We start from the raw sequence: 16,778 nt of genomic DNA, 5'->3' as shown, positions 1-16,778 counted from the left end.
CGTTCCGGCAGGGCAGGGGGCTCAGATCGTTTCGCCTGCGCTCATCCTGTCGAGGAAGGCCGCCGCCTCCGACAGGATCGTCTCGCGCTTCTCCTCCTCCATCCGGTCCCATGTGGCATAGATCGTGCCCATGCGGTGGTTTTCGCCGAACCGGTCGCGGTGCCGGTCGAGGAAGGCCCAGTAGAGCAGGTTGAAGGGGCAGGCGCCGTCGCCCTGCTTGGTCTTCACGTCATAGGCGCAGCCGTCGCAGTAATCCGACATCTTCGAGATGTAGTTGCCCGAGGAGACATAGGGCTTCGAGGCGATCACCCCGCCGTCGGCAAACTGGCTCATCCCCACGGTGTTGGGCGCCTCGACCCATTCGAAGGCATCGATGTAGACGCTGAGATACCACTCATGCACCTCCGCCGGGTCGATCCCTGCCAGCAGGGCAAAGTTGCCGGTCACCATCAGGCGCTGGATGTGATGGGCATAGGCCTCGGACTTGGTCTGGCCCACGGCCTCGGCCATGCAGGTCATCTTCGTCTCGGCGCCCCAGTAGACCGGGGGCAGGGCGCGCTGGTGGTTCAGTGCATTGCGGCGCGGATAGTCCGGCCCTTCGAGGAAGTAGATGCCGCGCACGTACTCCCGCCAGCCGAGGATCTGGCGGATATACCCCTCGGCCGAGTTCAGCGGCACATCGCCCGCCTCCCACGCCGCCTGCACTGCATCGCAGACCTCGCGCGGCGAGAGCAGGCCGATGTTCATATAGGCGGAGAGCAGGGAGTGGTTCAGGTAGGGATCGCCCCGCAGCATCGCGTCCTGGATGTCGCCGAAGCCCGCCAGCTGGTGGGTCACGAAATGCGCAAGCGCCCGGCGCGCCTGACCCCGGGTGACGGCAAAGCGGAAGCCGTCGAGATCACCGAAGTTCTTGCCGAAGCGGTCGCCCACGAGGTCCAGCACCTCCTGCGTGGTCTCGTCCGGGGTGAACTGCATGGGGGCGGAGCGGAAGAGGTCCGGCTCCGCCCGCTTGCGGTTCTGCTGGTCGTAGTTCCACTTGCCGCCCGCGGGCTTGTCGCCCGTCATCAGGTAGCCGGTCTTGCGCCGCATCTGGCGGTAGAAATATTCCATCCGCAGCTCCTTGCGGCCCTGGGCCCAGTCTTCGAACGCGGCATGGGGAGCGAAGAAACGATCATCCTCGATCAGCGAGACCTCCAGCGGGCAGTCGCGCAGCGCCTCGATCAGCCGCCATTCGCCGGGTTCGGTGGCCAGCACCTTTCCGGCGCCCGTCTCATCCGCCCGGCGCAGGAGCTCGCCGGGGATCGAGCCTGCGGTGTCGGGATCGTCGAGGCGGCTGTAGCGGACAGTCCAGCCCTCGGCCTCCAGCTCCTGTGCGAAGTGGCGCATGGCGGCGAAGATCAGGGCGATCTTCTTGGGGTGGTGCGGGACATAGCCGGTTTCCGAGGCGACCTCGGCCATGACCACCACGTCGCGGGACTTGTCGGCCTGCCGCAGGGCTGCGACCTCCGGGCTCAGCTGGTCGCCCAACACCAGCACGAGGCGCGGATCGCTCACCATGGCACCGCCTCGCCGCGCCAGTCGTAGAAGCCGCCAGTGGCCTCGGGGCCTAGGCTCTCGATCACGCCCAGCAGGTTGGCGGCGGCCTCCTCCGGCGGGACGGCCGGGTGGCGGCCGCGGTAATCGCGCGTGAAGCGCGTGGCCACCGTGCCGGGGTGCAGTGCAAGGCAGAGCGCATGGCGATGGCTGCGGGCCAGTTCGATGGCGCCGGTGTGGATCAGCTGGTTCAGCGCGGCCTTGGACGCGCGGTAGGAATACCAGCCCCCCAGCCCATTGTCCCCGATGGAGCCGACCCGCGCGGACAGCGCGGCAAAGACCGCCCGCTGGTCGCGGGGCAGGAGGCGCGGGGCGTGTTTCAGCACGAGGGCCGGGCCGATGGCGTTGACGGCGAACTGCTGCGCCATGGCCGTGGCCTCGAGATCTCGCAGGGATTTCTCGGGCCGGTCACCGGGCGCGGCAAGGGCCCCGGTGGCGCAGAGGATCAGGCCGAAGGGGCCGTCGAGCGCGTCGAGGTGATGATCCACGCTGGCAGGATCGGTGATGTCGAAGCCATCCGCGCTGCGCGACAGGCGGGTGACGGGGAGGCCGCGGGCGGCGAGCGTCTCGGCAAGTGCCTGGCCGAAGCCGCCGCTGGCGCCGAGGATGAGGGCGGGAAGTGTGCTGTCCATGGAGAGACTACGCATGGGGGCGCGATGAGGTTCACTCGGGCGCGCGGGGGGAGGGGGGACTGAGTATTTGTAGAAAGATGAAGCGGGCGCTGCGGGGGGTTGCCACGGGAGCGGGAGGAGGCGGGGTAGGGGGGAGAGGGCGTATCGGGATGTGGATGAAGGCGAGGTCTGCGGGTGGCTGCGTAGGGCAGGGGGCGGACAAAGAAAAAGCCCGGCCAGTGGCCGGGCGAGATGTCCTGTTCCGAAGGTTCGGGCCTCAGGTCGGCCCGATCATGAAGCAGCTCTGGTTGCGCGCCTGAAGGCGGCGGCAGGCCAGGTCGGCGGCCTCGCGCGAGAGGCCCATGAAGTTGGCGTCGAAGCCCGTGGGCTTGCGCACCACCGTGCGGAGCGAGCCTTCCAGCGTCGACATTTCCGAGATCGCGGTCTGAAGCAGCACACGCTCGGCCCGGCTTTCGCTGGCGTAGCGGCCGATGTTGATGCCCCAGTGACGGCCGCTGGAGGTGGAGATCCGCGTCACCACTTCCTGGTCCGCCAGGCCATCGTCCTCGATCAGGTCCTCGGGGCGCATCTCGGGCACCAGCGAGGCGACCACGGCGGAACGGGCCGCGGTCTCGACCGGGGCCGGGCTCGCCGCGTCGGGGGCGGGGGCCTCTTCCAGCACGGCCTTCTGGGTGACCTGTGCCACGGCCTCGTCGATCACGTCCTTCATGGCGACCATGACCGGCGCGGTCGCGGTGACCGGGCGGGCCTGCGGGCGCAGCGAGGTGCGTACGACGCCGCTGACGCGCAGCGTCTTGCCGGCCATGTCGCCGGCCGAAACGGAGGCGTAGTTCGGGGTGCTCGGCTTCTTGGTCGGCGCGTTGGAGGGCGCCCGGCGGAAGCCGAGATCCAGCAGTTCCGCCACCTTGGCGTTGCGCGAGGCGGTGGAGCGGCCGCCGAAAACGGTGGCGATGATCCGCTCGTTGCCGCGTTCGGCGGAGGCCACGAGGTTGAAGCCTGCCGCGCGGGTGTAGCCGGTCTTGATCCCGTCGGCGCCGCGATAGGCGTTCAGCAGCCGGGTGTTGGTGTTGTTGACATGCTTGACCCCGGCATCGGCCGTCTTGCGGCTGAAGAGGTTGTAGTAGTCGGGGAAGTCGAACAGCAGGTGGCGCCCCAGCGTGGTCATGTCGCGCGCGGTCGAGAGGTGCCCGGCCTCGGTCAGGCCGTTGGCGTTCTTGAACGTCGTCCGCGTCATGCCGAGCGCCTGTGCCGTGCGGTTCATCCGCCGGGCAAAGGCCGCCTCGGAGCCCTCGATCGCCTCGCCGATGGCGGTGGCGGCGTCGTTGGCCGATTTCACCGCCGCGGCGCGCACGAGGTAGCGCAGCTTGATCCGCTGGCCTTCGACAAGGCCCAGCTTGGAGGGCGGCTCGGCGGCGGCGTTGCGCGAGATGCGCACCACGGTGTCCATCGAGATCTCGCCATGCTCCACCGCCTGGAAGGCGATGTAGAGCGTCATCATCTTGGTGAGCGAGGCCGGGTGCAGCCGCGCATCTGCGTTTGTTGAATGGAGGATTTCGCCTGTTCTGGCATCCATGACCAGATCTGCGTAGGGCGCCGCGGCAGCTTGCCGGGGCGACAGCGCGGTCAGCGCGAGGAACAGGAGCGGAAGGAGCAGTCCCAGGCGGACTGCGCTATATGGCCGTGCCGTCACGGTTCTTGCCTTTGTTTTGCTGCCTCTCGATGCCATGCGTTCTGCACGGTCATTTTATTAACTTCAGCGTAACACATGCGCCTGACATGCACAAAGCAGTGATTTCATGTCGGCGACTTCACGTTTGTATGACAATCGCCGAGATGTTGTAGGTTAAGAAAAAACCGCCCACTACATGGGCAATTGTGGCGGGAATGTGTCGCCTTGCAGAGGTGCAATCCCGCGTCTGCACCCGAGAATCAACTGTATACAGCTCGATCTGTGCGTGCATCTTGTGCAAACCGCAGGGGCTTGCCCGGTCCCGCCGTGGCAGGGTGGCCTCAGCGCAGCCCGGCGAGGAGATCGGGCAGGCCGCCGAGGTCTTCGAGCCGGCCATAGCGCGCCCGGCCCACCGGCTCCTCCGCGTGTTCCAGCGCCCAGGTGACGCCGTGCGGGACATAGGTGCCCCAGCCACCGGCATCGAGCACGGGGACCACGTCGGATTTCAGCGAGTTGCCGACCATCATGGCGCGGTCGGGCGCGACGCCGTGGCGTTGGAAGATCTCGCGGTAGACCGGCTCGGTCTTGTCCGAGACGATCTCGACACCGTCGAAGAGGTCGCCGAGGCCGGACTGCGCCAGCTTGCGCTCCTGATCCAGCAGGTCACCCTTGGTGATCAGCAGGATGGTGTAGTCGTCGGCCAGCGCCTCCACCGCGTCCTGCGCATGGGGCAGCAGTTCGATGGGGTGTTGCAGCATCTCCTGCCCGGCGGCGATGAGCTGCGAGATGACGGAGGCGGGCACCTTCTGGTCGGTCACCTCGATGGCGGTCTCGATCATCGAGAGGACGAAGCCCTTGATGCCGAATCCGTAGTGCCCGAGGTTGCGCCGTTCCGCCGCCAGCAGCCGGTCGGCGAGGTGGTCGCGCTCGGCATAGTCGGCCAGCAGATCCGCGAATCGCTCCTGCGTGAGCTGGAAGAACCGCTCGTTGTGCCAGAGCGTGTCATCCGCATCGAAGGCGATCGTGGTCAATTTCTGCGACATTGTCCCCGGCTCCCGCTGCGGCCCTCTTTTCTCGCAGGGCGGCAAGGTTATATACACTCGTCATGGCGGATACCTCTTTCACAGCATCGAACGCAATGGCGACGGGACGGCTCTTCAGCATGTCGACGGACAAGGACCAGGATGACGACGGCACCTCGGTCGTGGTCGAGACGCGGCCGAAGACCAAGCGGCCGCCGCTCTACAAGGTGCTTCTTCTGAACGACGACTACACGCCGATGGAATTCGTCGTGGCCGTGCTGGAGCGCTTCTTCGGCATGACCCACGCGCAGGCCTTCGAGGTCATGCTGACCGTGCACAAGAAGGGCGTGGCCGTGGTTGGCGTGTTCAGCCACGAGATCGCCGAGACCAAGGTGGCGCAGGTGATGGACTTCGCGCGCCGTCATCAGCATCCGCTGCAATGTACCATGGAAAAGGAATAGGCCACCGGCCATGACGGGGCTGCGTTTGTCTCTCGCGCTCGACGAGGGTGGGCTTGTCCTGCCGGACGTCGGGCGTATCGCCGTGTTCGCGCCGCGCGCGGATCACGACCTCTCGGCGCTGCCCAAGGCGCGCCTTCATCTGATCACCGGGATGTACCCCGACCATGCCGCCCTGCGCGGGCAGGGCTATGACTGCGCGGCCGCTCCCGAGGGGCCCTATGCCGCCGCTCTGGTCTGCCTGCCGCGGGCCAAGGCACTGGCGCAGGGCCTGATCGCGCAGGCCGCCAGCCTGACCGACGGGCCCGTGATCGTCGACGGGCTGAAGTCCGATGGCGTGGACAGCCTGCTCAAGGCCTGCCGCAAGCGGGCCGATGTCTATGGCCCGGTGAACAAGGCCCACGGCAAGCTCTTCTGGTTCACGGGCGGCGATTTCGCCGACTGGACCGGCACCGGCGAGACCGCGCTGGAGGAGGGCTTCGTCACCACGGCAGGGGTCTTCTCGGCCGACGGGATCGATCCGGCCTCGCAGCTTCTGGCGGACAGCCTGCCGGCAGAGATCGGGGCGCAGGTCGCGGATCTCGGCGCGGGCTGGGGCTATCTCTCGGCGCGTATCCTTCAGCTGAAAGGCGTCCGCGCGCTGCACCTGGTCGAGGCGGACCATGCTGCGCTGGATTGCGCGCGGCGCAATATCGACGACCCGCGGGCGCACTTCCACTGGGCCGATGCGACCGCGTGGCAGGCGCCGGCCAAGCTGGACGCGGTGGTGATGAACCCGCCGTTCCACACCTCGCGCGCCGCCGATCCCGAACTGGGGCGCCGTTTCATCCAGTCCGCGGCGCGGCTGCTGGCGCCGCGCGGGCGGCTCTGGCTGGTGGCAAACCGCCATCTGCCCTATGAGGCGACCCTCTCTGCGCATTTCGGCGAATCGACCGAGGTCGCAGGCAATTCGCGCTTCAAGATACTGCTGGCGTCGAACCCATCTCGCCAGTGGCGCGTTGATCGCCTAGCCTGACGGGACGCGCTGCGAAAGGAAAACGCATGTCATTTTCGATTGCCGGCAAGACCGCCATCGTGACCGGGGCCGCCAACGGCATCGGCTTCGCCATCGGCAAGCACTTCGCCGACCGGGGCGCGAATGTCGTCTTCGCGGACGTGGACGAGGATCGCCTGCGCGAGGAACTGGGGGAGAATGGCAGCATCGAGAATGTGCGCTACTTCGCCGGGGATCTGCGCGAGAAGCTGACCATCGCCAACCTGCTGTCGGCCACGATCGACGCCTTCGAGAAGGTGGACATCCTCGTGAACGGGTCGCGCCAGTGCCTGCCCGCCGATCCCCTAAACCCGGATGACGACGCGGTGCAGACCCTGCTGCAGCAGAACCTGATCACCTCGCTGCGCCTGACGCAGTTGATCGCCAAGCGGATGATCAAGCAGTCCGAGGGCGAGGACGAGGGCAGCGCGGGGGCGATCGTGAACATCTCCTCCATCGCCGCGCGGCGGACCCATCCGGACCTGATGGCCTATTCGGTCTCGACCGCGGCACTGGACCAGATGACCCGGTCGATGGCCGTGGCGCTGGCGCCGCACCGCATCCGCGTGAACGCGGTGGCCTTCGGCTCGGTCATGTCGGCCAGCCTGAAGACGACGCTGAAGGACAACAGCGAGTATCGCGAGACCATCGAGGACGCCACGCCGCTGTCGCGGATCGCCTCGCCGGGGGAACTGGCCGAAGCGGTGCAGTACCTCGCCTCCGATGCCTCCGGCTTCATGACCGGGCAGATCATGACGGTCGATGGCGGCCGCACGCTGCTCGACCCGGTGGACGTGCCCGCGCACTGAGCCGGGGCGGGCAGGGGCAGGGTGAACAGAGCGGACGTGATGTCTGCGCACCCCGTCCATGTCTTCTGACTGCGCCGTCTTATCCACTGACCACCCGCCCGGCCGATAGGCCGGGCAGCGTCGACCCGCCCCCCGTCGCCATTGGTGCTCGGACCAATGGCGCGCCAATGACGACCGGCGCTATCGCGCCACCCCGCGGGACGGCGCTGCCCTACGTGGTGGATCGCCGGCGTTTGCATCAGGCCCCTCCCACGCGCAGCGGGCCCGTCCCCCCGCGGCGTTTCGCATCTGGCCTGACCTTCCGCCACCTGATACCTCCCGTGCCAACCGGAGGCCCAGATGACCGAGATGCAAGACCAGAAGACCCGCGCCAGCCAGTGGTTCCGCGCCCTGCGCGACGAGATCGTCGCCACCTTCGAGGCGCTGGAGGACAGCCAGACCGAAGGCCCGTTCCGCGACCAACCGGCGGGCCGTTTCGAGGTGACGCCGACGAAACGCGCGGCCGCCGACGGCAGTGATGCGGGCGGCGGGCTGATGAGCGTCATGCGCGGCGGCCGTGTCTTCGAGAAGGTCGGCGTCAACGTTTCCACCGTCTACGGCACCTTGGGCGACCGGGCGCAGGCGGCCATGGCCGCGCGCAAGGGCCTGCCCGGCATGACCGAGGATCCGCGGTTCTGGGCCTCGGGCATCAGCCTCGTCGCCCATATGCAGAACCCGCATTGCCCGGCGGTCCACATGAACACCCGCATGTTCTGGACCCCCCACGGCTGGTGGTTCGGCGGCGGATCGGACCTGAACCCCTGCCTCGAAAAGGCCGAGGACACCGCGCATTTCCATGCCGTGCAGAAGGCCCATTGCGATCCCCATGGCGCCGATCTCTACCCGCGGTTCAAGGACTGGGCGGACGAGTACTTCTACATCCCGCACCGGCACCGGGCGCGCGGGGTCGGGGGCATCTTCCTCGATGATTACTGCACCGGCGACTGGGAGGCGGACTTCAGCTTCATCCAGGACGTGGGCCGGGCCTTCCTGCCCGCCTTCGTCCCCCTGACCGAGCGCAACCGGACCCTGCCCTGGACGGAGGCCGACAAGGAGGCGCAGCTGGTGCATCGCGGTCTCTATGCCGAGTACAACCTCGTCTATGACCGGGGCACCAAGTTCGGGCTGGAGACCGGGCACGACGCCAATGCGGTGCTGATGTCGCTGCCGCCACTGGCCAAGTGGATCTGACACGCAGGGCCCGACACTCAGGGTCCGACACGCAGGGCCCGACACGCAGGGCCTGACAGGCGGCCTTGACGACCCGCCGGATGCGCAGACGAAAACGGGCCCCCGCAGGGGCCCGTTCGCGTTTCAGATATCGTCGTCCTCGGGCTCCGGGGGCGGGGCCTCCTCCTCGGTCTCGGTGAAGCCACGCAGGGCGATCTCCAGCGAGAGCCGGTAGGAGGTGTCCGTCGCCTCGGTTTCGGGGCGCGAGCCGAGCTGCATCGAAAAGGCCTGGATCAGCTGGTTGCCGAGGCCGGTGCTGTCGGTCACCTCGTCCTCCGGGTCGAGACGTTCGCCGCGCGAGTTCTCGATCTCGAAGAGGAAGAGCCCGTCCGAGACCTCCTTGAGCGAGACCCAGATCCAGGGCTTCGACCCGTCCAAAGGCCGGCCAAGGTACTTCACCGCGTTGGTCGCGGCCTCGGTCGCCAGCAGCGACAGCGGCACGGCCTGGTCGGGGTAGAGGATCATCGGCTCGAAATCGAGCTTCACGTCGATCGGCTCGCTGTTGGGCAGGGCGCTGCGCAGGGTCTGCTTCAGCACGTCGTCCAGCAGGCTGTCGGCCCGCAGGCTGGCCAGCCGCGAGGTGTGGTAAAGGTTCGAATGCACGGTCGCGAGGCCCAGAACCCGGTCCTGCACCCGGCGCAGGGTGCGCCGCGTCTCGGGGGAGCGGGCCTTGCGGATCTCCATGTTCATGATCGAGGCGATGAGCTGGAGGTTGTTCTTCACCCTGTGGTGCACCTCCTTCAGCAGCACGTTCTTCTCGTGCAGGCCGTTTTCCAGCTCTGCCGTATCCCGGGTGATCCGCTCGGCCATCCGGTCGAAGGTCTCTTCCATCTGGCGCAGTTCGGCGGGCGCGCGAATGCTTTCCACCTCCTCGAACACGGCGGACCCGGGCTCGCCGTTGCCGAAGCGGCGCATCTTGGAGCGCAGCTTGCGAATGTGGCGGATCACCAGCCGGTGCACGGCGACATAGGCCACCACGAGGCTGACCAGCCACATCAGTACCGGGAAGGCGAGGGTGGCGCGGCTTGCGAAGGCCCAGCTGTTCTCGCTCCGCACGGGATCCCAGACGGCGATCACGACGACGACGCCCGGCACGATGGGCATCAGCGAGTAGGAACGCCGCTGATCATCGCCGTCCTGTGCGGTGAAGGCGGTGGCGCGACGGTAGAGGAAGGACGACGGATCGCGCTGTGTGGGCAGCAGCTTGGCGGCCTCGGCCTCGGGCAGGGAGGAGAGCACGACCTGACCTTCCTGGTTCAGGGTGATCACGTCGATCGGGTGCTGAACGCCCTCGAAGTTCGCATCGAGCCGCAGGTTCTCATGCAGCATCGAGAGCGAGACGAAGCCGATGTAGGTGTTCCCCTCGTAGACCGGCTGGGCGATGATCAGCACCGCGTCCCCGGTGACGCGCCCGCGCTGCAGGGCCTCGATCCGGGGGCGGGGCGAGTCCGCCATCGTCAGCGCCGTCTCGGAGGTGCGGAAATCGGCGGGCTGGTTGCGCGAATTGCACGTCGAGATGCCTTCGACAGGGATGAAGGCGGCATAGGAATAGAAGGGGTGGGCCCGGGTGAAGCCCTGCATCAGGTCACTGCAGGCCGCCCCGTCGTCCCTCTGCGGAACGACGGCGCCGCCCAGAACCCGGGCGGCGGCGAAGCCTTCGTAGATCACGTCGCTCTGGCCTTCGACGGCGGCGAGCGTGGCGCCCAGAAGGGCTGAGCGCGCAAGCTCGTCCGCCTGGGACACCACGTTCCGCGTCTGGTAGAGCGCGATGAGCCCAAGGGGGAGCAGCGCGACCGAGAGCATCGCGACGACGCGAACCCCCAGCCGCTCAGTGAGGCGAAATTTCATAGGATGTGGTTCACCCTGCGTTTTGCGAGTTCGCGGCGATCACCGCCATCGTGGACTGGTCTGTCAGGTCGAGGCTTTCGTGATCCTCGAGATGCATCAGCTCTGCGAGACGGGCACGCCCGCGATTGGCCCGGCTCTTGATCGTGCCGATGGCGCATTTGCACATCTCCGCCGCCTCTTCGTAGGAGAAGCCCGAGGCCCCCACGAGGATCAGGGCTTCGCGCTGCTCGGGCGGCAGTTTGGCGAAGGCGACCTCGAAGTCCTTCATCGCCAGCCGGCCGTCGTGGTCGGGCTTGGAGGCGAGGTTGGCAGAGAAGGTCCCGTCGACGTCCGCGACTTCGCGGCTCGTCTTGCGGCGGCTGGAGTAGAAGGTGTTCCGGAGAATGGTGAAGAGCCACGCGCGCAGGTTGGTGCCCTGTTCGAACTTGTCGAACTTGGACCATGCCTTGACGATGGTATCCTGCACGAGGTCATCCGCCTCGGCGCTGTTGCGACACAGCGACATGGCGAAGGCCCTGAGGGCAGGCAGATGCTCCACGATCTCGTCGCGCGGATCCATAGCGCTCATTTGCTGGTATCTCCGTCCGCGTTCTGCTGTTTCAGCTGAGCGAGGAGAAGCTTGAAACGATCCGGAAGCTCTTCTTCGACCTTGGCCTGATAGACACGCTTCAGGTTCTCGTCGATTTGCCTCTGGACGTTATCGTATTCATTGTCGTGCGCCATAGTATTCCACTGACTTGACCGTTTGCCCGAAATATTTGGGAACAAAACGCCCAGACCCGTGTTGGGTTCCCAGAAAGTTCGAAAAAAGGTGACCTGGCCAATGAACCACCCGATAGCCTCCGAAGACTTCGTGATGAACGTCGCTCAGGAGCTGCCCTTCCTGCGCCGGTATGCGCGGGCCCTGACGGGGAGTCAGACCTCGGGCGACAACTATGCCGCCGCCACGCTCGAAGCCATGCTTGAGGATCCCGACCTGGTGGATCGCAGCAAGGCAACGAAGGTGGCGCTGTTTGGCGCCTTCCACGCGATCTGGACCTCCTCCGGCGCACCGGTCGCCGAGGGCGAGGTCGGTATCGCGGCGCGGGCGCAGAAGCACCTCGCCAAGCTGACCCACAACACGCGCGAGGCCCTGCTGCTGCGCACGATCGAGGAATTCAGCTTTGCGCAGATCGGCGAGATCATGAAGGTCTCGGAATCCGAGGCGCAGGAACTGGTGCGCATCGCCCAGACCGAGCTTGCCGGCACGATCACCGGCAAGGTCATGATCATCGAGGACGAGGCGATCATCGCCATGGACCTTCAGTCGATCGTCGCCGAGATGGGCCATGGCGTCACCGGCGTCGCCCGCACCCGCGACGAGGCCGTGAAGCTGGGCAAGGCCGAGCGTCCGGACCTGATCTTCGCCGACATCCAGCTGGCCGACAATTCCTCGGGCATCGATGCGGTGAACGACCTGCTGCGCGAGATGGGCGATATCCCGGTGATCTTCATCACCGCCTTCCCCGAGCGGCTGCTGACCGGCGAGAAGCCGGAGCCGGCGTTCCTGATCACCAAGCCCTACACCGAGGAGCAGGTGCGTCTGGCCGCGAGCCAGGCGATGTTCTTCTCCTCGACCGAGACCCTGCAGGGCTGAACGCCCGCGGAGCTTCTGTTCTGACGTGCTGCGCCGCGCGATCCCGGGATTGCGCGGCGTTTCCATGTGGAGCGTCCCGCTGCGGGCCGCTTTGCCGCGGTGCTCTGCTCCTGGTGTCTCATGGGGCATCATCGGAGCCATCACCGGTACGGTCACAGGGAACCAACAGTAGAGGGAACGAGAAGGGCGTCGGGACGTAGAAAGGGCGGCCTCCTCAAGCCGCCCTTTCGCTTGTCATATCGTCCCGTCATTGCTTAGGGCGTGCGGCCCCGCACGGCCCGGGCGATCATCGCCACGACGAAGAGGACGAGGAAGATCACGAAGAGAATTTGCGCGATCCCGGCGGATGCCGAGGCGATGCCACCAAAGCCAAAGACGGCTGCGATGATCGCCACGACAAGGAAGGTGAGTGCCCAATACAGCATGGTCTTTCCTTTCGTTACAACTTGATGCGCGCTCCGCATCGACTGTGGAAAGAACCGCGTTGACGCCCCGGAAGTTCCCGAAATTTTTTTCGTCACTGGCGGGAACCAGCCTGCTCCGGGCGCGTTAGGAAGCAAGGTCACTGCGAAGAGAAGACCTGTCCCCCCTAGTATTGGCGGGGCGCGCTTACTGACTTACCCTCGGCGCCCCGCCAATCTTTTCTCTTCCTGACCTGATCTCCCTCACGCTCGCACCCCCCGACATGGAAGGCCGCAGACCTCGCTGGTCTAAAGCGCCGCGGGCCGGCCCAGACCGTGTACGGTCACGTCCTGCGTCACTTGTCAGTCTCGCGGCTCCGGACCGGTTCTGAAGAGATGCGCAGCGCATGTCCCGGTGTTGCGCGATACGCACTGCGCCCTGCCGGGGCAGGGCGCTCCGGCAGGGGGTGGCGCTTGGTATGGCTCGAGTCTGCGCCGCGACGTGTTCTCTGAGGGGATTGGCACTGCCCGCGCCGCCCACCGCCCACGCAGACGATTGGACGATTGAAGGTTCAGGATGGCCTCTCCACAGCGGAGTGCCTGCGCCCCGGCATCAACCAGCGTGGCGGAGCCTTCCGGCAGACCTTCCGACAGAAACGGGAACCTTCCGCGTTCACGGGGCGTTTACCTCCCAATGCGGCAGCGAGGATCGCGGGCGTCGCAGCCCTGCATCACTGCCGCCGCGAAATGGCCGGTCCGCTTGTCATTCACCGCCCCCCCGGGCAGGTTGGAGGGACGGACCCGGCTTCACCTTTACCCGCGCGCAGCGCGCGCCATGAGAGGAAGACGTGTCATGCTAGAGATTTCCGGCCTTGGTGGCCTCATCATCCTGGCCCTCGATATCTGGGCCATCGTCTCGATCATCGGGTCGAACACCTCGACAGGGAAGAAGGTCCTTTGGGTACTCCTGGTTCTGATCCTGCCGATCCTCGGCTTCCTGATCTGGCTTCTGGCCGGTCCGCGGTCGCGCGCAAGCCGGATCTGACAGCCCGCAGCCGGGAAACGCGCAGCGCGGCTGCGCGTTTCCCGCGCGATCCGCGGCTGATCTTCACCGCGCTGCGCGGTGTCTTCAAGCAACTGGATTCTGCGAACATGGGCCTCGTCGCTGCTGGCGTGGCCTTTTTTTCGATGCTGGCGATCTTTCCGGGCCTTGCGGCGCTGATCGCGCTCTACGGGTTGATCTCCGATCCCCATGTCCTGCTGGAACAGATGGCCCTGCTGCAGGACATCGTCCCGCCGGACGTCTACAACCTCATCGCGAAACAGGTCGAAACCCTGATCACCACCAGCGGCGATACGCTGGGCTGGACGGGTGCGGTCTCCACGGCGCTGGCGATCTGGTCCGCGCGCGCAGGCGTCGCGGCCATGATGCGGGGGCTGAACGCGATCCACGGCAGTCCGAACCGGGGTTCGCTGCGCCATTATTTCACCGCGCTGATGCTGACCGTCGCCCTGATGGGCGTCTCGATGAGCGCGATGCTTCTCGTGGTGATCGCGCCCCTGTTGCTGCAGTTCCTCTATATCGGCCCCATCGTCAGCCTGTTGGTGGACGCGGTCCGCTGGATGGCCGCCATCGGCGTGCTGCTGGTGGGGCTGGCGCTGCTCTATCGCTACGGGCCGAACACCCGCGCGAACCGCATGCACTGGGCCACGCCGGGCGGCGTGCTGGCGGTGCTGCTCTGGGCGCTGGTGTCCTGGGGGTTCAGCAAGTACCTGCAGAACTTCGGCAATTACAACGAGGTCTACGGCTCCATCGGGGCCGTCGTGGCGCTGCTGATGTGGCTCTACCTCAGCACCTTCCTCGTGCTGCTCGGGGCCTCGCTGAACGTGCACCTGAAGTCGGTGCAGACCACCGAGGCGGTCCGCCGGGCCGAGCAGGCGGCAGAGGCAGACGCCAAGGCGGCAGAGGCAGAAGCGGAGGCGGCGGAGACCGCCGCCTGACGCCACTCAGCGCGCGGCGCGCACCGTTTCGATCATCAGGGCGACGTTCTCGGGGTCCGCATCCGGCGTGATCCCGTGGCCGAGGTTGAAGATATGCGGGCCCTTCGAGAAGGCCTCGACGATCTCCCGCGTCTCGCGCACCAGCGCCTCGCCGCCCGTGACCATGTGGCTGGAGGCGAGGTTGCCCTGCACGCAGCCGTCGACCTGCACGTTCGCCGCCGCCCATTGCGCGCTGACCGAATTGTCGAGCGCCACGCAATCGGCCCCCGTCGCCTTGGCAAAGCCGATGTAGCGATCCCCGGCCTCGCGCGGGAAGGCGATGATCGGCAGGCCGGGATGGCGCGCCTTGAGCTCCGCGATGATCCGCTTGGCGGGCGCGAGGCAGAAGTCGTCGAAGTCCTGCCCCTTGAGGGAGCCGGCCCAGCTGTCGAAGAGCTTGACCACCTCGGCCCCGGCCTCGACCTGCGCCGAGAGGTATTCGATCGTGCCCTCGGTGAGCCGGTCGATGATCGCCTCGAAGACGGGGCGGTTCTCGGCCTTCAGCGCGTGCGCCGGGCCCTGATCCTTGGTGCCGCGACCCGCGACCATGTAGGTCGCCACCGTCCAGGGCGCGCCGGCAAAGCCGATCAGCGTGGTGTCAGTGGGCAGGTCGCGCTTCAGGATGCGGATGGTTTCATAGACCGGCGACAGGGTGTCATGCACCGCCTCGACGGGCTTCAGCGCGTCGAACTCGGCCTGCGTCGTGATGGTCGAGAGCCGTGGCCCCTCGCCGGTGACGAACCACAGGTCCGCGCCGAGCGCCTGGGGCAACAGCAGGATGTCGGCAAAGAGGATCGCCGCGTCGAAGCCGTAGCGCCGGATCGGTTGCAGCGTCACCTCGGCGGCGAGTTCGGGGTTGTAGCACAGCGACAGGAAATCCCCCGCCTGCGCCCGGGTGGCGCGGTATTCGGGCAGGTAGCGCCCGGCCTGCCGCATCATCCAGATCGGCGGCACCGGGAGGGTTTCGCCCTTCAGCGCCCGCAGGATCAGCTTCTCGCTCATGTCAGCCCCCTTCAGCAAAGTCCCAGACACCTCGCTGCCCCCCGCCTTGATGTCAAGGACCGCCCCCTTCATCTTTCCCCAATTACCTCCGGGGGGTGAATTGGCCGCAGGCCAAGCGGGGGGCAGCGCCCCCCGGACCGGACCGCAGACCGGAGCGCAGGACTGACCGGCAGGACTGGCGCATGGTCCCCTCTGGCCCGCGTCACCCAGTCCCGGCCCCGCCTCGACCGGACGGCTGTCCCGCACTTCGCAGCCCCCACTCCGGTTCCCCCACTCCAGGCCCCAATCCAGCGTGAGACCACCGCGACGGGGCGCCGCGTGCGGCCCCGCTTGCCACGGCGCAGCTGCGGCTCTATCCCTCGCCCCATGACACGCGATCTTCCCAGTCCCGCTCAACCGCTGCGCATCGGCACCCGTGGGTCCCCGCTGGCGCTGGCGCAGGCCCATGAAACCCGTGACCGCCTCGCAACCGCCTTCGACCTGTCGGCCGAGGCCTTCGAGGTCGTGGTGATCCAGACCACCGGCGACCGGGTCCAGAACCGTGCCCTGCGCGAGATCGGCGGCAAGGGGCTCTTCACCCGCGAGATCGAGGATGCGTTGCTCACCGGTGGCATCGACATCGCGGTGCATTCAATGAAGGACATGCCCGTGCTCCAGCCCGATGGGCTGGTGCTCGACTGTTACCTGCCGCGCGAGGACCCGCGCGATGCCTTCGTTTCGCGCAAGTACGCGCGCCTTGCCGACGTGCCGGAAGGGGCCCGGATGGGCACCTCCTCGCTGCGGCGCCGGGCGCAGCTGCTGGTGAAACGGCCCGACCTCGAGGTGGTGGAGTTCCGCGGCAACGTGCAGACCCGCCTGCGCAAGCTGGATGAAAGCGTGGCCGAGGCGACTTTCCTCGCCATGGCCGGGCTCAACCGCCTGAACCAGCCCGAGATCGCGCAATCCGCGCTGGAGCCCGAAGAGATGCTGCCCGCCGTGGCGCAGGGCGCCATCGGGATCGAACGCCGGATGGACGACAGCCGCGTGGCCGCGATGCTGGAGGCGATCCACCACGGAGAGACCGGCCAGCGACTGGCGGCGGAACGGGCCTTCCTTGCCGCGCTCGACGGCTCCTGCGAGACGCCGATTGCGGGCCTTGCGCTGCTGGAAGGCGGCGACCTCTGGCTGCGGGGCGAGATCCTGCGCCCCGATGGCTCCGAGGCGCTGTCCGATGCCGCCCGCGCGCCGATCGAGGATGGGGCGAAGCTGGGCACGGAGATGGCGCAGGGGCTGCTGGCCCGCGCCGGTGCGAACTTCTTCGACTGGCGCGGCTGAGAGAGCCGCGCCCGAAAACCTCTGATAGAGTCCCGGAAGACCATTGACGGTC

At 67.1% G+C, this 16,778-nt stretch carries 17 protein-coding genes; 8 read left to right on the top strand and 9 right to left on the bottom strand.

Going from position 1 to position 16,778, the window contains the following annotated elements; all coding sequences use genetic code 11:
* Positions 1 to 21: 21 nt before the first annotated feature.
* The 4 genes from ACX9MO_RS04210 to ACX9MO_RS04195 form a co-directional block, all read right to left on the bottom strand.
* Positions 22 to 1,557 (bottom strand): cryptochrome/photolyase family protein, encoded by a 1,536-nt coding sequence (locus tag ACX9MO_RS04210; protein ID WP_462213634.1) that lies wholly within the window; start codon positions 1,555 to 1,557, stop codon positions 22 to 24.
* Entirely contained in the window at positions 1,551 to 2,225 is a 675-nt protein-coding gene (locus tag ACX9MO_RS04205) for an SDR family NAD(P)-dependent oxidoreductase (RefSeq protein WP_462213633.1), read from the bottom strand. Before ACX9MO_RS04205 ends, ACX9MO_RS04210 begins: the two co-directional genes overlap by 7 nt.
* A 256-nt stretch (positions 2,226 to 2,481) precedes the next feature.
* Positions 2,482 to 3,798 (bottom strand): D-alanyl-D-alanine carboxypeptidase family protein, encoded by a 1,317-nt coding sequence (locus ACX9MO_RS04200; RefSeq protein ID WP_462213632.1) that lies wholly within the window; start codon positions 3,796 to 3,798, stop codon positions 2,482 to 2,484.
* Between the two features lie 437 nt (positions 3,799 to 4,235).
* Positions 4,236 to 4,937: an HAD family hydrolase gene (locus ACX9MO_RS04195; protein WP_462213631.1), complete on the bottom strand. Its 702-nt coding sequence runs from the start codon at positions 4,935 to 4,937 to the stop codon at positions 4,236 to 4,238.
* A 119-nt stretch (positions 4,938 to 5,056) separates the two neighbouring features.
* Here ACX9MO_RS04195 and clpS point away from each other — a divergent pair, with 119 nt between their 5' ends.
* From clpS to hemF, 4 genes are all read left to right on the top strand, one after another.
* Complete coding sequence (gene clpS, locus ACX9MO_RS04190; RefSeq protein WP_222491917.1) at positions 5,057 to 5,377, top strand: ATP-dependent Clp protease adapter ClpS; 321 nt, start codon at positions 5,057 to 5,059, stop codon at positions 5,375 to 5,377.
* A gap of 10 nt (positions 5,378 to 5,387) precedes the next feature.
* Positions 5,388 to 6,389, top strand: a complete 1,002-nt coding sequence (locus ACX9MO_RS04185; RefSeq protein ID WP_462213630.1) for a class I SAM-dependent methyltransferase — start codon at positions 5,388 to 5,390, stop codon at positions 6,387 to 6,389.
* Positions 6,390 to 6,415: 26 nt separating this feature from the next.
* Positions 6,416 to 7,216 (top strand): SDR family NAD(P)-dependent oxidoreductase, encoded by an 801-nt coding sequence (locus tag ACX9MO_RS04180; protein WP_222491921.1) that lies wholly within the window; start codon positions 6,416 to 6,418, stop codon positions 7,214 to 7,216.
* A gap of 339 nt (positions 7,217 to 7,555) precedes the next feature.
* A complete protein-coding gene (gene hemF, locus ACX9MO_RS04175; RefSeq protein ID WP_222491923.1) occupies positions 7,556 to 8,446 on the top strand; it encodes an oxygen-dependent coproporphyrinogen oxidase in 891 nt (296 codons plus the stop codon).
* Positions 8,447 to 8,569: 123 nt separating this feature from the next.
* Here the strand turns inward: hemF and ACX9MO_RS04170 are convergent, their stop codons facing one another.
* From ACX9MO_RS04170 to ACX9MO_RS04160, 3 genes are read right to left on the bottom strand one after another with little or no spacing between them, the layout of a single operon-like run.
* Positions 8,570 to 10,333: a sensor histidine kinase gene (locus ACX9MO_RS04170; protein WP_462213629.1), complete on the bottom strand. Its 1,764-nt coding sequence runs from the start codon at positions 10,331 to 10,333 to the stop codon at positions 8,570 to 8,572.
* A 10-nt stretch (positions 10,334 to 10,343) separates the two neighbouring features.
* Entirely contained in the window at positions 10,344 to 10,901 is a 558-nt protein-coding gene (locus ACX9MO_RS04165; RefSeq protein WP_222491927.1) for an RNA polymerase sigma factor, read from the bottom strand.
* Complete coding sequence (locus ACX9MO_RS04160) at positions 10,898 to 11,056, bottom strand: NepR family anti-sigma factor (protein WP_222491929.1); 159 nt, start codon at positions 11,054 to 11,056, stop codon at positions 10,898 to 10,900. Before ACX9MO_RS04160 ends, ACX9MO_RS04165 begins: the two co-directional genes overlap by 4 nt.
* Positions 11,057 to 11,156: 100 nt before the next feature.
* On the opposite strand from ACX9MO_RS04160, the gene ACX9MO_RS04155 reads away from it, so the two are divergent.
* The gene (locus ACX9MO_RS04155) at positions 11,157 to 11,969 is read left to right on the top strand and encodes a response regulator (protein ID WP_222491931.1); all 813 of its coding nucleotides are present in this window, start codon (positions 11,157 to 11,159) and stop codon (positions 11,967 to 11,969) included.
* A 254-nt stretch (positions 11,970 to 12,223) separates the two neighbouring features.
* Here the strand turns inward: ACX9MO_RS04155 and ACX9MO_RS04150 are convergent, their stop codons facing one another.
* Positions 12,224 to 12,394: a DUF1328 domain-containing protein gene (locus tag ACX9MO_RS04150; RefSeq protein WP_222491933.1), complete on the bottom strand. Its 171-nt coding sequence runs from the start codon at positions 12,392 to 12,394 to the stop codon at positions 12,224 to 12,226.
* 829 nt (positions 12,395 to 13,223) lie between these two features.
* On the opposite strand from ACX9MO_RS04150, the gene ACX9MO_RS04145 reads away from it, so the two are divergent.
* Positions 13,224 to 13,415: a PLDc N-terminal domain-containing protein gene (locus ACX9MO_RS04145; RefSeq protein WP_222491935.1), complete on the top strand. Its 192-nt coding sequence runs from the start codon at positions 13,224 to 13,226 to the stop codon at positions 13,413 to 13,415.
* A 128-nt stretch (positions 13,416 to 13,543) separates the two neighbouring features.
* The gene (locus ACX9MO_RS04140) at positions 13,544 to 14,371 is read left to right on the top strand and encodes a YihY/virulence factor BrkB family protein (RefSeq protein WP_462213628.1); all 828 of its coding nucleotides are present in this window, start codon (positions 13,544 to 13,546) and stop codon (positions 14,369 to 14,371) included.
* 6 nt (positions 14,372 to 14,377) lie between these two features.
* Here the strand turns inward: ACX9MO_RS04140 and hemE are convergent, their stop codons facing one another.
* Entirely contained in the window at positions 14,378 to 15,412 is a 1,035-nt protein-coding gene (hemE, locus tag ACX9MO_RS04135) for a uroporphyrinogen decarboxylase (protein ID WP_462213627.1), read from the bottom strand.
* Positions 15,413 to 15,778: 366 nt separating this feature from the next.
* Between hemE and hemC the strand changes: the two genes are divergently transcribed.
* Positions 15,779 to 16,726 carry a hydroxymethylbilane synthase gene (gene hemC / locus ACX9MO_RS04130; RefSeq protein ID WP_462213626.1) on the top strand — a complete coding sequence of 316 codons (948 nt, stop codon included), beginning with the start codon at positions 15,779 to 15,781 and terminating at the stop codon, positions 16,724 to 16,726.
* Positions 16,727 to 16,778: the final 52 nt, after the last annotated feature.

The sequence above is a fragment of the Pseudooceanicola profundus genome (assembly GCF_054919315.1).
Note: the sequence above shows the minus strand (reverse complement) of the source record. Positions and strands in the feature narration are given on the sequence as shown.

What these genes read in the sequence shown, in the direction of transcription:
- ACX9MO_RS04205 (WP_462213633.1), bottom strand. Translation starts at nt 2,225, where the DNA reads ATGGACAGCACACTTCCCGCCCTCATCCTCGGCGCCAGCGGCGGCTTC.
- hemE (WP_462213627.1), bottom strand. Translation starts at nt 15,412, where the DNA reads ATGAGCGAGAAGCTGATCCTGCGGGCGCTGAAGGGCGAAACCCTCCCG.
- ACX9MO_RS04200 (WP_462213632.1), bottom strand. Translation starts at nt 3,798, where the DNA reads ATGGATGCCAGAACAGGCGAAATCCTCCATTCAACAAACGCAGATGCG.
- hemF (WP_222491923.1), top strand. Translation starts at nt 7,556, where the DNA reads ATGACCGAGATGCAAGACCAGAAGACCCGCGCCAGCCAGTGGTTCCGC.
- ACX9MO_RS04185 (WP_462213630.1), top strand. Translation starts at nt 5,388, where the DNA reads ATGACGGGGCTGCGTTTGTCTCTCGCGCTCGACGAGGGTGGGCTTGTC.
- hemC (WP_462213626.1), top strand. Translation starts at nt 15,779, where the DNA reads ATGACACGCGATCTTCCCAGTCCCGCTCAACCGCTGCGCATCGGCACC.
- ACX9MO_RS04180 (WP_222491921.1), top strand. Translation starts at nt 6,416, where the DNA reads ATGTCATTTTCGATTGCCGGCAAGACCGCCATCGTGACCGGGGCCGCC.
- ACX9MO_RS04160 (WP_222491929.1), bottom strand. Translation starts at nt 11,056, where the DNA reads ATGGCGCACGACAATGAATACGATAACGTCCAGAGGCAAATCGACGAG.
- ACX9MO_RS04170 (WP_462213629.1), bottom strand. Translation starts at nt 10,333, where the DNA reads ATGAAATTTCGCCTCACTGAGCGGCTGGGGGTTCGCGTCGTCGCGATG.
- ACX9MO_RS04155 (WP_222491931.1), top strand. Translation starts at nt 11,157, where the DNA reads ATGAACCACCCGATAGCCTCCGAAGACTTCGTGATGAACGTCGCTCAG.
- ACX9MO_RS04210 (WP_462213634.1), bottom strand. Translation starts at nt 1,557, where the DNA reads ATGGTGAGCGATCCGCGCCTCGTGCTGGTGTTGGGCGACCAGCTGAGC.
- ACX9MO_RS04145 (WP_222491935.1), top strand. Translation starts at nt 13,224, where the DNA reads ATGCTAGAGATTTCCGGCCTTGGTGGCCTCATCATCCTGGCCCTCGAT.
- clpS (WP_222491917.1), top strand. Translation starts at nt 5,057, where the DNA reads ATGTCGACGGACAAGGACCAGGATGACGACGGCACCTCGGTCGTGGTC.
- ACX9MO_RS04195 (WP_462213631.1), bottom strand. Translation starts at nt 4,937, where the DNA reads ATGTCGCAGAAATTGACCACGATCGCCTTCGATGCGGATGACACGCTC.
- ACX9MO_RS04165 (WP_222491927.1), bottom strand. Translation starts at nt 10,901, where the DNA reads ATGAGCGCTATGGATCCGCGCGACGAGATCGTGGAGCATCTGCCTGCC.
- ACX9MO_RS04150 (WP_222491933.1), bottom strand. Translation starts at nt 12,394, where the DNA reads ATGCTGTATTGGGCACTCACCTTCCTTGTCGTGGCGATCATCGCAGCC.